This window comes from Pseudomonas sp. 57B-090624, assembly GCF_003234055.1.
Lineage (GTDB): Bacteria > Pseudomonadota > Gammaproteobacteria > Pseudomonadales > Pseudomonadaceae > Metapseudomonas > Metapseudomonas tohonis.
In genome coordinates, this window is the sequence record NZ_QKRU01000025.1 from 26,425 (window position 1) to 39,631 (window position 13,207).

Below are 13,207 nucleotides of genomic sequence, written 5' to 3' on the forward strand. Positions count from 1 at the left end.
GGTGCGTAGGGTGGATGGCGCTTCACCCATCCACCATCGGCGCCCCGCCACACACCGCTGGTGGAGGTAAAGAGCGACCTCCACCCTACACACGGGTCAACGCCGCAGATGGCCCCGCGCAACCCCGTCGGTCGGCCCTGGCACGCCTCGTAGGAGCGAGCTCTGCTCGCGAAGCTGTTGCTCGAACCCGTGGGAGCGAATTCATTCGCGATGAAACATCCGCCCACTCGCAGCCCGGTGCCGGCGGTGGGTCCTTCGCGGCTGAAGCCGCTCCCACAGGGAATGCCCGCAGCGAGGCCATACATCGCGGCGTTGGGCCATGAAATCGCGCCCAAAGAAAAAGGGAGGCCAATGGCCTCCCTTTTCGTCACCCTCGCCCGATCAGAGCGCGGCGATGGCGGCTGCGTAGTCCGGCTCGTCGGCGATTTCGCCGACCAACTCGCTGTGCAGCACCTTGTCGTTCTCGTCCAGCACGACAACGGCGCGGGCGGCGATGCCGGCCAGGGGGCCGTTGGCGATGGCGACGCCGTAGTCCTTGAGGAACTGCGCGCCACGCATGGTGGACAGGTTGATCACGTTCTCCAGGCCTTCAGCGCCGCAGAAGCGCGCCTGGGCGAACGGCAGGTCAGCGGAGATGCACAGCACCACGGTATTGGCCAGCTTGCTGGCTTCGGCGTTGAACTTGCGCACGGAGGTGGCGCAGGTGGGGGTGTCGACGCTCGGGAAGATGTTCAGCACCTTGCGCTTGCCGCTCAGGCTGGCCAGGGTCACGTCCGCCAGGTTGCCGCCGACCAGGCTGAAAGCCGGTGCCTGGGCGCCTTTGGCCGGCAGTTGGCCATCGACGCTGACGGGGTTGCCCTTGAGGGTTACTTGAGCCATGGAGTTGATCCTTTTATTGATGGGTTGTTCTGTACTGCAAGCAAGAGTGCCGCAGGATAATGAATTCCGACCGGCAAGTCAGATATTTAATCCAAACGTCACACGCACCCGATGGCTCCCCCAGAAACGACAATGCCCGGCTCATGAGGCCGGGCATCTGTCACGTCGAGCGGCTGGGCTCAACCGTTGGAGCACCCATTGCCGAACACCATGTATTCGAGGCGGTGGACCTTGCCCTGGTGGTCCTCGTAGGTCAGGTAGGCCGGCACCACGCCGCAGACGTCGGGGACTTCGCTGCGGGAGATGACCCGGGCGATGTCCAGCTCCATGCCGTAGTGGTACTGCTCGGCCTGGGTGGGAGCGGGTTGTTCGGGGGCGGCAGCGAAGACGAGAGGAGACAGGCCGGCCAGGGCCAGCAACATGAACGCTTTCATTGATCTGTTATCCGAATTGCCTTGGGAGGGGGCTTCGGCCCGCTCTCCACGAACGGGCCGAAGGTACAGCGCAACACCGCAAACACGGTGAGGTAGATCAGCATGTGCCTCGTCGTGGGAGGCAGGACGATTTTAAGGAGCGCCACCCGGTGCTTACAGAGCGATCCAGCACAAGGACTGTGGCCGCTGGATCAACAATCCCTCAGCCCCGCGAGGCGTCCGCGCCCTGCCCTTCGTCCACCACCACGGTGCAGGTCATCCCGGCGGACAGCGCCAGCCCTTCGGGCACCTCGTCCAGGTGGATGCGCACCGGCACGCGCTGGGCCAGGCGCACCCAGTTGAAGGTCGGGTTGACGTCCGCCACCAGCTCGCGGCTTTCCGGGTTGTCGCGGTCGTAGATGCCCCGGGCGATGCTGTCGACATGGCCCAGCAGGCGTTCGCCGCTCATCAGGCGCATCTCCACCTTCGCGCCCACACGGATGCGCGGCAGGCGGGTCTCCTCGAAGTAGCCGTTGACGTAGAACGAGCGCCCGTCCACCAGCGCCATGCTGGCCTGGCCGGTGCGCGCGTAGTCGCCCCGGTAGACGTTGAGGTTGGTGACGTAGCCGTCCACCGGCGCGCGCACCTCGGTGCGCTCCAGGTCCAGCCGCGCGGCATCACGCCGGGCCAGGGCGCGGCGGTAGCGTGCCTCGGCACCCGTGGCGATGTGGCCGGCGTCCTCGCGGCTCTCCCGCGACACCACCAGGTCGTCCATGTCGGCGCGGCGGCGGGCGTTGAGGCGGCGCATGTCCAGCTCCGCGCGGGCGGCGTCCACCTCCGCCTCCGCCTCGCTCACCGCCAGCGCGTAGTGCGAGGGATCGATGCGCAGCAGTACGTCGCCGGCCTTCACCGCCTGGTTGTCGCGCACCGGCACCTCCACCACCAGCCCGGCGACGTCGGGGGCGATGTTGATCACGTCGGCGCGCACCCGGCCGTCGCGGGTCCAGGCCGACTCCATGTAGTGCTGCCAGAGCTGGTGCACCACGGTCACCGCCAGGGCGAGGATGAGCAGGGTCGCGACGACACTGATGATTCGTTTCACGGACAGGGGTCTCTCAACGGTAGGTGGCCAGCGCCAGGGCGCCGTACAGGCAGGTGAACAGGCTGACCCGCAGCAGCACCGGGTGCCAGGCGTGCCGGTACAGCCCCAGGCGCGCGGCCAGGCGGTCGAGCACCCAGCCGCCGGCCAGGGCCAGGAGGAACAGCAGCGTCAGGCTCGGCAGGTAGACGCCGTGCAGGGCGATCTCACGGGGCATGGGCGAGTACCGGGGCAGGCGCGGGCTCGGGGGCATCGGCCCAGGGCGCCAGCGGGTCGAGCAAGGAGGTGCGGATGAAGTGCAGGTAGCTCTGCAGGCGGCGCAGCGGCGAGGTCTCGAACTGCGGCGCGCAGGGCTCGGGGGTGGCGCGCACCGCCTCGATGGCCTGCTCCACCGCCTGCAGCGCGCGCAGGCGGTTGGCCTCGCCAGGCTGGATCAACAGGCGGATCAGCGCGCGGCCCATCACCCGCACCGCCTGGCGCCAGGGCATGGACTCGGCGTAGCACGACAGCGCCGGCAACCGCGCCTGCTCCAGGCGCAGCTCGATCACCGCGTGCCCCACTTCCTGCACCGCATACATCCAGCGCAAGAGGCGACGCTGCACGTCGGGGCGCCCGGCGGAGAAGGCGTAGGCCTGGGCCAGCAGGTCCCGGGTGCCGCTCTCGAAGCCGCTCACCAGCCCACGGATTCGCCCACTCACGGTGTGCACCGCGCACAGGCGCAGGTCGTGCTCCAGGCGCCGCCACAGCCAGGGCCGGTTGGGCGGCAGGATCAGCGCCGCCGCCAGGGTGGCCAGGGTCATGGACAGCAGCACCGCCAGGTACTCGTTGAACAGCCGGTAGGGGTCGTAGTGGGTCAGGTTGGCCGGCAGCGACAGCAGGCAGAACCACACCAGCAAACCGACGCCGTAGCCCGACCACTGGCTGCGCGAGAGCAGCAGCGCGCCCAGGGCGAAGGTGGGTGCCAGGGCGCAGCAGAGCATGGCGAAGCCGTCCAGCCAGGGCAGCACCCAGAAGGTGGTCGCGATACCGGCCACGGCGCCGCCGGTGGCGCCGATGGTCAGCTGCAGGGCCAGGCGCTTGGGGTTGGAGGATGACGACGCCAGTGCCGAGATCATCCCCACGGTCATGGTGAAGGTCTCCCCGGCCGGCCAGGCGGTGGCCATCCAGAAGGTGCCCAGGGCGAGGATCAGCAGGCTGCTGCGCATGCCGGCCACGGCGGCGGCCAGGGGGTTGGCGCGGGGGCGGAAGCTCTCCCGCCAGTCCTCGCGGGCGTGGCGGTGGTCCAGCAGCGAGGCCAGGGTCAGGGCGTAGCCGTGGAGGTCGTCGACGAAGCGGAACAGCAGCTCGGCGGCGGTATCGAAATCCAGCGCGCCGGCCTCGTCCACCTGCTGCACGGCCAGGCGCCCGCGCCCGGCGCGGATCAGCTGCATCAGTTCCTGCCGGCAGGCTGCCAGGCGCCCGGCGAACTCCGCCGCCTCGGCGTCGCTGCCCAGACGCTCGCGCTGGGCGGCGAGCAATGCCGCCACCTCCGCCAGGGGCGGGGCCAGGGCCTCGCGCACCCGTTGACCGCCGGCCGGCTCGGCCAGGCGGTTGAGCAACTGGTGCAAAGCGTGGAAGCGCGTGGAAAGCACCATGAACTCGTTGTTCAGCCGCCCCAGGCGCCCGGCGCGCAAGCGCATGTGCGGGTCCTCGAAGGCGGTGGCGTTGCGCAGGTTCTCCAGGCCCACGGCGGCGGCGGCGAAGCGCGCGTTGAGCGCCTCGAAGCGCTCGCTGTCCAGGCGCCCGGCCAGCCCCTCGCAGGCGAAGGCGGCGAAGTCGCGGAAGCGCGCCTGCAAGGTGGCGCGCAGATCGGCACTGCTGGTCTGCGGCAGCACCAGGGCGTTGACCAGCCCGGTGCAGAGGATGCCCAGGGTGATCTCCAGCACCCGCCACAGCGCCTGCATGAAGGCGCCCTCCGGGTGCAGGGTCGCCGGCAGGCCGATGATCACCGCCGTGTAGCCGGCCAGCACGCAGGCGTAGCCGCGAAAATCCCGGTAGCGCGCGGCACCGGCGGTGCACAGGCCGATCCAGATGGCCACGCTGAGCATGAACAGCACCCGTTCCTGGTTGAACAGGGCGATCAGCGCCACCATCACCGTCAGCCCCAGCAGGGTGCCGATGATGCGGTAGAAGCTCTTGGCCAATACCTGGCCGCTCTGCGGCTGCATGACGATGAACACCGTCACCAGCACGGTGCCGGGTTGCGGCAGCTCCAGGCGGTAGGCCAGCCAGAGGGCGATGAAGGCGGTGAGCAGGGCCTTGAGGATGAACACCCAGGTGAGGCCTTCGGTGCGTGCCCAATGGGCCAGCTCGCGGCGCAGGGTCGTGGTCATGGTCGTCGTCTCAGGGGTGGGTCAATCGCAACGTGGGTTCGCCGGGCTCAAGCTCGCGGGGCTGCGGCCCCGAGGCACCGGGCAGCACACCGCCGCCCAGTTGCAGCAGCAGGTCGGCCTGGGCCACCAGGCGTGCGGCGCGCACCCGTTGCTGCAGGCGCTGGGCCTGGAGCAGCGCCGGTTGCGCCTCCAGCACCGCGCGCTGGTCGGTGAGGCCGCGCTGGCGGGCCAGCTGGGCCAGGTCGAAGGCGTGTTGCGCCTGGGTCACCGACTCGGCAGCCAGGTGCTGCTGCTCGCGCAGGGATTTCAGCCGCACCAGGGCATCGGCCACACCCTTGATCGCCTGCACCAGCGCCTGGTTGTAGCCCTGCACCGCCAGGTCGTAGCCGGCCCCCGCCTCGGCCAGGCGGCCACGGCGCAAGCCACCGTCGTAGACGGGCAGGGACAGCGCCGGGCCCAGGCCCCAGGTCAGCTTGTCATAGCGCAGGAAGTCCAGTACCCCGCCCTGCACCGCCGAGCTGCCGAGGCCGCCGAGCAGATCGACGTTGGGGTAGAAGTCCGCCTTCGCCGCCTCGATGCCCCGTGCCTCGGCCGCCACGCGCCAGCGCGCGGCCACCAGGTCCGGCCGGTGGCCGAGCAGCTCCAGGGGCAGGCGCGGCGGCAGGCCCAGGTCCAGCAGCGGCGACAGGGCCGGGCGTTGCAGCGCCTCGCCCTCCCCCGGGCCGGCGCCGGCCAGGGCGGCGAGCTGGTTGCGGTCCAGCGCGATGGCCTCGTGCAGCAGGTCGATCTGCCGGTGGGCCTCGGGCAGGCCCAACTGCGCGCGGGCCTCCTCCTGGCCGGTGCCGATGCCGTCATGGCGGCGCTGGCGAACCAGCGCCAGCAGCTGTTCCTGGCGGGCCAGCTCGGCTTCGGCGATATCCAGCTCGGCGTGGTGCAGGGCCAGGCCTATGTAGCTGCGCACCAGGTTGCCTTGCAGCTCCAGGGCCGCCAGGCGCGCCTCGCTCGCCGTCGCCCGGGCCTGGTCGAGGGCCGACTCGCCACGGCTGCGCTCGCGGCCCCAGATATCCAGCGGGTAGGAAAAGCCCAGCTGGCTGGTGTTGTTCCAGCTGCTGCTGCGGGCCAGGTCGCCGGGGCCGTAGAAGGCATCGTCGGGCCAGCGCTTGCGTTGCAGGCTGGCGTCCAGGCCCAGTTGCGGCGCCTCGTCGGCTTCCACCACCCCGGCCCGCGCCCGGGCCTGGCGCACCCGCGCGGCGGCCATGGCCAGGCTCGGGCTGCCGGCCAGGGCGCGGTCCATCCAGCGGTCCAGCTGCGGGTCGCCATAGGCGCGCCACCACTGCCCGGCGGGCCAACCGGCCTCGGCCCGAGCGGCGGTGATGGCGGCGCCCGGCGCCAGTTCATGGGCGTCCAGGGGCCGGGAGGATGGCGCGAGGCCGGAGGAATCGATACAGGAACACAGAAGCGGGAAGACGGCGAACAGACTGGCTCGGGTCAACCCGGGCCGACGATTGCGGGGCACGTGCGGCACATCCTGAGGCAAGGACCTGAAAGGCCCGAAACGGCGGCGATTCTATGTGTGGCCCGGCTTCGGGATAAGCGCTCGGATAGGCGATTCATTGTGTACTGATCGGCCATAATCCCCTCGGCACTTCATGCCAGAATTCGCACCCCTTCCAGGCCGGAGCCCTTAATGGACATCCTCTTCAACATGCGCGCCTTCGTCTGCGTGGCCGAAACCGGCAGCTTCACCGCTGCGGCGGCCCGCCTCGACCTCACCACCTCCTACGTATCGCGCGCCGTGGCCACCCTGGAAACCCACCTGCGTACCCGCCTGCTGCACCGCACCACCCGTCGCATCGCCCTCACCGAAGCCGGCCAGCGCTACCTGCTGCGCTGCGAGCAGATCCTCGGCTACATCGAGGAGGCCGAGGCCGAAGCCAGCGAGGCCCACGCCCGCCCCGCCGGCAACCTCAAGGTCCACGCCATGACCGGCATCGGCCAGCACTACCTGATCAAGGCCATCGCCCAGTACAGCGAGACCTACCCGGACGTGAGCTTCGACCTGACCCTGGCCAACCGCACCACCGACATCCTCGACGAGGGCTACGACATCTCGGTGGTGATCGCCCAGGAGCTGCCCGACTCGGGCTTCATCTCCAAGCAGCTCGGCACCACCTACAGCGTGCTCTGCGCCTCCCCCGCCTACATCGCGAAACACGGCGCCCCGCGCCAGCCGTCGGACCTCACCCAGCACCGCTGCCTGCGCCTGGTGAACTCGGTGATGGCCCTGGACAAATGGCTGTTCGAGGGCCCGGACGGGCAGCAGATGATCTCCATCAACCACACCCCTTTCCAGGCCAACACCGCCGACGCCATGACCGAGGCGCTGATCGCCGGCATGGGCATCGGCGTGCTGCCGGTGTACTCCGCCGTGAAGGGCCTCGCCGACGGCAGCCTGGTACGCGTGCTGCCGCGCCACAGCCTGTTCCCCCTGGGCATCTACGCCCTCTATCCGTCGCGGCAGTTCCTCGACGCGAAGATCCGCACCTGGGTGGAATTCCTCCGCGACTTCCTCCCCGACCGCCTCAAGGCCGACGACGCCGTGATCACCGCCTGCAGCAACGCCTTGCCACCGCAGCCGTAGGCTGAACACCGCCTCACCAGCCCCGCATCCGTCGTCACGCCGGGCTCCGCCGGTGGATGACGCTTCACCCATCCACCAAGCGGAGCACCCGATCACACGGAGCTGTACCCGGCGTCCGCCCCATCCCGGTGCCTTCAAAAAATAAACGCAGGGGCTTCCCCATCGCCGTCGTACAACCCTCGAACCCGCCCTTTTCCCGGCAACGAGGCTCCCATGAACGCCACCCTGCGCAACGCCCTGCCCCACCTGCTCTGCCTGCTCCTGCTGTGCGCCGGCCTGGCCGAGGCCAGGGAACGCCAACACACGGGTGGCTTCGTCACCGGCCGTGGCCAGGCCGGCACCTGGCAGACCCAGCGCAGCGGCAACCTGGCCGACGGGCTGACCCGCCAGCGCAGCGTCACCGGCGACGACGGCCGCAGTTCGAGTCGCACCAGCACCACCCGCTACGACCGCGACAGCGGCCAGTTCAGCCGCAGCAGCAGCGGTGCCGATGGCCGTGGCGTCACCCTGGAAGGCACCCACGCCGACGGCCAGAGCAGCGGCACCTGGACCACCGCCGACGGCCGCAGCGGAACCTTCAGCCAGCAGTCCCAGCGCGGCGACGACGGCCTCACCCGCCAGACCCAGGTCACCAACGCAGCAGGCGAGACGACGCAACGCTCGGCCAGCTACAGTTTCGACCGCGACAGCCACACCCTTTCCCGCAGCGTCACCGGCAGCCAGGGCGAGACCCGCACCGGTAGCCTCACCCTGACCCCGAACCCCTGAGGTGACTTCATGAAACCCTTTCACAGCCTGTGCCTGGCCCTGCTCCTCGGCGCCAGCCTCAGCGCCCAGGCCGCCGGCGACGGCAGCCGCCGCGAGATGCTCCAGGAGCGCATGCAGGAGCGCGTCAAGGCCATGGACAGCAACGGCGACGGCGCCATCTCCCGCGAGGAGTACCTGGCCCACGCCGAGAAGCAGTTCCAGCGCCTGGACGCCAACCACGACGGCCGCATCACCCAGGATGAAATCGGCAAGCTGCGGCAGCAGGCGCAACAGCGCCAGGGCGGCCAGTTCCCCTGAAGCCGGCCCACTGACGGATGGAACTCGATGACGAGCAGTTGATGGCCGCCGTGGCCGAAGGCGACCCGCGCGCCTTCGCCGCCCTGGTAAACCGCCACCTGCCCCGCGCCTACGCCATCGCCCGGCGGGTGCTGCCCGAGCAGGCCGATGCCGAGGACGCCGCCCAGGAAGCCTTCACCCGCATCTGGACCCACGCCGCCGACTGGCAACCGGGCCGGGCGCTGTTCACCACCTGGCTGCATCGCATCCTGGTCAACCAGTGCCTGGACCAGCTGCGCCGCCGCAAGCGCCGCCCCGAGCAGGACATCGACGCCCTGCTGGAGGAGCTGCTCGACCCCGACGCCGACACCGCCGCCGAAGTGCAGCGCGCCCGCGAGGCCGCCGAGGTACAACGGGTGGTGCAGCGCCTGCCCGACAAGCAACGCATGGCCGTGGTGCTCTGCTACTTCGAGGAGTACAGCAACCCCCAGGCGGCGGAGCTGATGGGGGTGCATATCAAGGCACTGGAGGGGCTGCTGGGCCGCGCCCGCGCGCAACTGCGGCGCTGGCTGCCCGGCCGCCCGAACGAGGAGAACACCGATGAACGATGAACAGGACCTGCACCGACACCTGGCCGCGCAGCCGCAACCGACGCCGCCGGCGGGCCTCGCCGCGCGCATCGTCGCCCACGCCACCGCGCAACCCCAGCGCCAGGGCTGGCGCCGCCAATTGGCGAAGGCCCTGGAGAACTGGGGCTACGGCTGGCAGGTGAAGCTCGCCAGCGTCGCCCTGTGCGGGGTGCTCGGCCTGCTCGCCGGCCACTTCACCGGCCCGGGCCCCGACGACGACCTGGTGCTGGCCGCCCAGGCCGTGGACCAACTGCTGTGGACGGAGGAACCATGAACAGGACCTGGCTACTCGGCGGCGCGCTGTTGCTGTCCATCGCCGCCAACGCCTTCCTCGCCGGCTGGCTGATCGCCCGCCCGGCCACCGCCGTCGCCGGCCTGCAGAGCCAGCCCATGCGCCAACTGCTGGCGCGGGTGCAGGAGCTGCCGCCCGAGCAGCGTCGCGAGGTGCGCGGCATCGTCCGTGAGCACGCGGCGGAGCTGCGCCGGCTGGCCGCCGCCAACCGCGACAACCGCCAGCAGTTGCTGCAACAGCTGGGCGAGCCCAGCCTCGACCGCGCCGCCCTGGAACAGAGCTTCGCCCGCCAGCGGCAGGCCACCGGCGAGCTGCAGGCCGCCGCCCAGGCCATGCTGCTGGAGATCGCCGACACACTGCCCGCCGAGCAGCGCCGCCAGCTGCTGGCGCGCCCAGCCCTGCTGCGCTAGCCGCCATGGACCGGGCCACGAGCCACGCCCTGCAACGCTTCGGCCTCGGCCCCCGGGGTGACGAGGCCGTGTCTATCGGCGAGCCCCGCGCCTGGCTGCTGGCCCAGCTGCGCCCAGCCCCGCTGCCCGAGGCCCTGCAAGGCATCGCCAGCACGCCACCTGCCGCCCTGGGTGCCCGGGGCGACGCCGCCGCCCGCCAGCAGCTGATGCGCGACGCCCGCCAGCGCTACCTGGAGCAGAGCGCCCGGCGCTTCGTCGTGCAGCTGCAAAGCGAGCGTCCGCTGCACGAGCGCCTGGTGATGTTCTGGAGCAACCACTTCTGCGTCTCGGTGCAGAAGCCGGTGGTGGCGGGCCTGGCCAACCGCTACGAGGTGGAGGCCATCCGCCCCCATGTCAGCGGCCGCTTCGCAGACATGCTGCTGGCCGTGGCACGCCACCCGGCCATGCTGCTCTACCTCGACAACGCCCAATCGGTGGGCCCCGACTCCCGCGCCGGGCGCCGCCGCGACCGTGGCCTGAACGAAAATTTCGCCCGCGAGCTGCTGGAGCTGCACACCCTGGGCGTCGACGGCCCCTACGGCCAAAACGACGTCATCGCCCTGGCGCGCATCCTCACCGGCTGGAGCCTGGCCCGTGGCGACGACGGTCCGGTGGCGCGTCACGCCTACCGCCCGGAACTGCACCAGCCCGGCACCAAGACGCTGCTGGGCCAGTCCTTCGGCGAGGCCGGCGAAGCCGAAGGCGAACAGGCCCTGCGCCTGCTCGCCCGCCATCCGGCCACCGCCCGCCACCTGTGCACCAAGCTGGCCCGCCACTTCGTCGCCGACCAGCCGCCGCCGGCCCTGGTGGAGCGCCTGGCGCGCACCTGGCAGGACAGCGACGGCGACCTGGCCCGGGTGATGGCCGCGCTGATCGGCAGCGACGAGGCCTGGGCCCAGCCCCTGGCCAAGCTGAAGACCCCCTACGAGTTCGCCCTGGCCAGCCTGCGCCTGTGCCAGCTGGTGCCCGAGCCCATGCAGGTGATCCAGGGGCTGGAGGCGCTCGACGCCCGCCCCTTCAACGCCCCGTCCCCCGCCGGGCTGCCGGACACCGCCAGCGACTGGAACGCCCCCAACGCCATCCTCAAGCGCGTCAGCTGGGCTCACCGCCTGGGCCAGCGCCTGCCACCCGCGCCAGACCCGATGGCCATCGCCGACCAGGCCCTGGGCCCGCTGCTGGGGGACAACAGCCGGCGCACCATCGCCCGTGCCGCCAGCGCCCAGGACGCCTTCGCCCTGCTGCTGGCCAGCCCCGAATTCCAACGCCGCTGAGGTGCCCCCATGATCAGCCGCCGCCAACTGCTCATCCACGCCGCCCTGCTCGGGGTCGCCGGCGCCCTGCCGCTGCGCCTCGCCGCCGCACCGGGGGACGCCCGCCTGCTGGTGGTGATACTGCGCGGCGGCATGGACAGCCTCGGCGTGCTGGTGCCCCACGCCGACGACCGCTACCACGACCTGCGTCGCGAGCTGGCCGGTGGCGCTCCCGGGCTGCTGGAGCTGGACGCCACCTTCGCCCTGCACAACGCCCTGGGGCCGCTGCAGCCACTGTGGCGCTCGGGCGAGCTGCTGCTCCTGCCGGCCTGCGCCACCCCCTACCGCGAGCGCTCCCACTTCGACGCCCAGGACGTGCTGGAGAACGGCGGCGACAAGGCCCACGGCCTGGACAGCGGCTGGCTCAACCGCACCCTCGGCGCCCTGCCCGGCGCTCACGCCATGGCCCTGGGCGCCAGCATGCCGCTGCTGTTGCGCGGGCCGGCCCGTGCCGGCTCCTGGTCGCCCTCCACCTTGCCCGGCGTGGACGAGGACTTCCTCCAGCGGGTGATGGCCATGTACCAGGAAGACACGCTGCTGGCCGGCACCCTCGACGACGCCGGCCCCATGGGCGGCATGGAGGGCGGGCGCGGGCCACAGGCCTTCGTCGCCCTGTGCCGCCAGGCTGCACACTTCATGACGGGCGAGGCGCGCCTGGGCAGCCTCGACCTCAACGGCTGGGACACCCACGTCAACCAGAACCGTCGCCTGGCCACCCAACTGGAACTGCTGGCCAAGGGGCTGCTGGCCTTCCGCGAAGACATGGGCGCGCACTGGCGCAACACCGCCGTGCTGGTGGTCACCGAGTTCGGCCGCACCGCCCGGGGCAACGGCAGCGGCGGCACCGACCACGGCACCGCCAGCCTGGCCATGCTGCTGGGCGGCGGGCTCAAGGGCGGCCGTTGGCTGGGCGACTGGCCGGGGCTCGCGCGCCTCTACCAGGACCGCGACCTGCCACCGGCGAACGATCTGCGCGGGCTGATCCACGCCGTTCTGGAACAGCACCTGGGGCTGCCCGACGCGCTGATCGCCGAGCGCATCCTGCCCGGCAGCCGTGCGCTGGGCGGCCTGGGCCGGCTGTTCGCATGAACCCCAACAGAGCCCCGATGAACATGCCGTGACGGGCTGGCGGGCCGGCATGCCCTGTGCTTGGCTGAACGGGCGGCATGCCGCCGCGCATGCATCGCCGGGAGAATTCGATGTCCCGATTCCGGGTCCTGCTGCTCATCTGCCTCCTCGCCCTCGCCCGCCCGCTCTTCGCCGAGGGGCACATCCGCATCGCCATCGGCGAGTGGCCGCCCCTGATCAGCGCCTCGCAACCCGGCAACGGCGTGATCCCCACCCTCATCAGCGAAGCCTTCGCCACCCAGGGCATCACCGTGGAATACGGCTTCTTCCCCTGGAAGCGCGCCTTCGAAGAAGTGCGCCAGGGCCGCTGGCAGGCCTCGGCGGTGTGGGGCCGCAGCCCCGAGCGCGAAGCCTGCTGCCTGTTTTCCGAGCAGGTCTACAGCGACGAGGTGGTGCTCTTCTACAACCGCGCCCACCCGGTGCACTGGGACGGCACGCCCGCCGAGATGGAGCGCCTGCGTGGGCTCACCATCGGCCTGCCCCTGGGCTCGGCGAAGACCCCGCTGTTGGAAGAGGCCGAGCAGCGCGGCCTGCTGAAATACGAGGTGGGCGGCGATGAAACCAGCAACCTGCGCAAGCTCGCTGCCGGGCGCATCGACGCCGTGGACATGGTCAAGGGCACCGGGCAGTGGCTGGTGAACCGGAAGCTGGAGGCGGACGAAGCCGCGCAACTGACCACCACCGCGCCGCTGCAAAGCTGGGAGTACTTCGTGCTGTTCGCCGCGCAACCCGCCGGCAACCGCCACTACCTGGAGGCCTTCAACAAGGGCCTGGCCACCCTGCGCGCCAGCGGGCGCGAGGCCGAGTTGTGGCGGCGCTTCTTCGCAGCGCCGCGCTAGCCCATGGCGCCTGGCGGGCTCACCCGACGAGCTTCAGGGTGCCACTCGCCGCGCTACAAGGCGTACCCTTGCCGCTCCGCTACCCTGACCCCGTGCCCTCTCACAAGGAATC

15 protein-coding genes are annotated in these 13,207 nt (G+C 71.0%); 9 read left to right on the top strand and 6 right to left on the bottom strand.

Features of this window, described 5'->3' with window-relative positions:
- Positions 1-381: 381 nt before the first annotated feature.
- The 6 genes from tpx to DMX10_RS13600 form a co-directional block, all read right to left on the bottom strand.
- The gene (gene tpx / locus DMX10_RS13575) at positions 382-879 is read right to left on the bottom strand and encodes a thiol peroxidase (protein WP_043244675.1); all 498 of its coding nucleotides are present in this window, start codon (positions 877-879) and stop codon (positions 382-384) included.
- Between the two features lie 179 nt (positions 880-1,058).
- Positions 1,059-1,313 carry a DUF2790 domain-containing protein gene (locus DMX10_RS13580; RefSeq protein ID WP_111261556.1) on the bottom strand — a complete coding sequence of 85 codons (255 nt, stop codon included), beginning with the start codon at positions 1,311-1,313 and terminating at the stop codon, positions 1,059-1,061.
- 202 nt (positions 1,314-1,515) lie between these two features.
- On the bottom strand, positions 1,516-2,400 hold the full coding sequence (locus DMX10_RS13585; protein WP_111261557.1) for an HlyD family secretion protein: 885 nt from the start codon (positions 2,398-2,400) through the stop codon (positions 1,516-1,518).
- Between the two features lie 7 nt (positions 2,401-2,407).
- Positions 2,408-2,608 carry a DUF1656 domain-containing protein gene (locus tag DMX10_RS13590; RefSeq protein ID WP_111261558.1) on the bottom strand — a complete coding sequence of 67 codons (201 nt, stop codon included), beginning with the start codon at positions 2,606-2,608 and terminating at the stop codon, positions 2,408-2,410.
- The gene (locus DMX10_RS13595) at positions 2,598-4,763 is read right to left on the bottom strand and encodes an FUSC family protein (protein WP_111261559.1); all 2,166 of its coding nucleotides are present in this window, start codon (positions 4,761-4,763) and stop codon (positions 2,598-2,600) included. Before DMX10_RS13595 ends, DMX10_RS13590 begins: the two co-directional genes overlap by 11 nt.
- Positions 4,764-4,773: 10 nt before the next feature.
- On the bottom strand, positions 4,774-6,279 hold the full coding sequence (locus DMX10_RS13600; protein WP_111261560.1) for an efflux transporter outer membrane subunit: 1,506 nt from the start codon (positions 6,277-6,279) through the stop codon (positions 4,774-4,776).
- 171 nt (positions 6,280-6,450) lie between these two features.
- Between DMX10_RS13600 and DMX10_RS13605 the strand changes: the two genes are divergently transcribed.
- The 9 genes from DMX10_RS13605 to DMX10_RS13645 all read left to right on the top strand — a co-directional run bounded on the left by DMX10_RS13605 (position 6,451) and on the right by DMX10_RS13645 (position 13,095).
- The gene (locus tag DMX10_RS13605) at positions 6,451-7,404 is read left to right on the top strand and encodes a LysR family transcriptional regulator (RefSeq protein ID WP_111261561.1); all 954 of its coding nucleotides are present in this window, start codon (positions 6,451-6,453) and stop codon (positions 7,402-7,404) included.
- Between the two features lie 213 nt (positions 7,405-7,617).
- Complete coding sequence (locus tag DMX10_RS13610; RefSeq protein ID WP_111261562.1) at positions 7,618-8,172, top strand: hypothetical protein; 555 nt, start codon at positions 7,618-7,620, stop codon at positions 8,170-8,172.
- A gap of 9 nt (positions 8,173-8,181) precedes the next feature.
- Entirely contained in the window at positions 8,182-8,469 is a 288-nt protein-coding gene (locus tag DMX10_RS13615) for a hypothetical protein (protein WP_111261563.1), read from the top strand.
- Between the two features lie 17 nt (positions 8,470-8,486).
- Positions 8,487-9,059 carry a sigma-70 family RNA polymerase sigma factor gene (locus DMX10_RS13620; RefSeq protein ID WP_111261564.1) on the top strand — a complete coding sequence of 191 codons (573 nt, stop codon included), beginning with the start codon at positions 8,487-8,489 and terminating at the stop codon, positions 9,057-9,059.
- Positions 9,049-9,351 carry a hypothetical protein gene (locus tag DMX10_RS13625; protein WP_111261565.1) on the top strand — a complete coding sequence of 101 codons (303 nt, stop codon included), beginning with the start codon at positions 9,049-9,051 and terminating at the stop codon, positions 9,349-9,351. The genes DMX10_RS13620 and DMX10_RS13625 overlap by 11 nt, the downstream gene beginning before the upstream one ends.
- On the top strand, positions 9,348-9,779 hold the full coding sequence (locus DMX10_RS13630) for a periplasmic heavy metal sensor (RefSeq protein WP_111261566.1): 432 nt from the start codon (positions 9,348-9,350) through the stop codon (positions 9,777-9,779). Before DMX10_RS13625 ends, DMX10_RS13630 begins: the two co-directional genes overlap by 4 nt.
- 5 nt (positions 9,780-9,784) lie before the next feature.
- A complete protein-coding gene (locus DMX10_RS13635) occupies positions 9,785-11,089 on the top strand; it encodes a DUF1800 family protein (RefSeq protein ID WP_111261567.1) in 1,305 nt (434 codons plus the stop codon).
- A gap of 9 nt (positions 11,090-11,098) precedes the next feature.
- Positions 11,099-12,217, top strand: coding sequence for a DUF1501 domain-containing protein (locus DMX10_RS13640; RefSeq protein WP_111261568.1), 1,119 nt, complete (start codon positions 11,099-11,101; stop codon positions 12,215-12,217).
- A gap of 110 nt (positions 12,218-12,327) precedes the next feature.
- Entirely contained in the window at positions 12,328-13,095 is a 768-nt protein-coding gene (locus DMX10_RS13645) for an ABC transporter substrate-binding protein (RefSeq protein WP_158545603.1), read from the top strand.
- The last annotated feature ends 112 nt before the right edge of the window (positions 13,096-13,207 follow it).

Bases quoted from the DNA above. Each gene is read 5' to 3' on its own strand.
- tpx (WP_043244675.1), bottom strand. From the start codon at position 879: ATGGCTCAAGTAACCCTCAAGGGCAACCCCGTCAGCGTCGATGGCCAA.
- DMX10_RS13580 (WP_111261556.1), bottom strand. From the start codon at position 1,313: ATGAAAGCGTTCATGTTGCTGGCCCTGGCCGGCCTGTCTCCTCTCGTC.
- DMX10_RS13590 (WP_111261558.1), bottom strand. From the start codon at position 2,608: ATGCCCCGTGAGATCGCCCTGCACGGCGTCTACCTGCCGAGCCTGACG.
- DMX10_RS13595 (WP_111261559.1), bottom strand. From the start codon at position 4,763: ATGACCACGACCCTGCGCCGCGAGCTGGCCCATTGGGCACGCACCGAA.
- DMX10_RS13605 (WP_111261561.1), top strand. From the start codon at position 6,451: ATGGACATCCTCTTCAACATGCGCGCCTTCGTCTGCGTGGCCGAAACC.
- DMX10_RS13610 (WP_111261562.1), top strand. From the start codon at position 7,618: ATGAACGCCACCCTGCGCAACGCCCTGCCCCACCTGCTCTGCCTGCTC.
- DMX10_RS13615 (WP_111261563.1), top strand. From the start codon at position 8,182: ATGAAACCCTTTCACAGCCTGTGCCTGGCCCTGCTCCTCGGCGCCAGC.
- DMX10_RS13620 (WP_111261564.1), top strand. From the start codon at position 8,487: ATGGAACTCGATGACGAGCAGTTGATGGCCGCCGTGGCCGAAGGCGAC.
- DMX10_RS13625 (WP_111261565.1), top strand. From the start codon at position 9,049: ATGAACGATGAACAGGACCTGCACCGACACCTGGCCGCGCAGCCGCAA.
- DMX10_RS13630 (WP_111261566.1), top strand. From the start codon at position 9,348: ATGAACAGGACCTGGCTACTCGGCGGCGCGCTGTTGCTGTCCATCGCC.
- DMX10_RS13635 (WP_111261567.1), top strand. From the start codon at position 9,785: ATGGACCGGGCCACGAGCCACGCCCTGCAACGCTTCGGCCTCGGCCCC.
- DMX10_RS13640 (WP_111261568.1), top strand. From the start codon at position 11,099: ATGATCAGCCGCCGCCAACTGCTCATCCACGCCGCCCTGCTCGGGGTC.
- DMX10_RS13645 (WP_158545603.1), top strand. From the start codon at position 12,328: ATGTCCCGATTCCGGGTCCTGCTGCTCATCTGCCTCCTCGCCCTCGCC.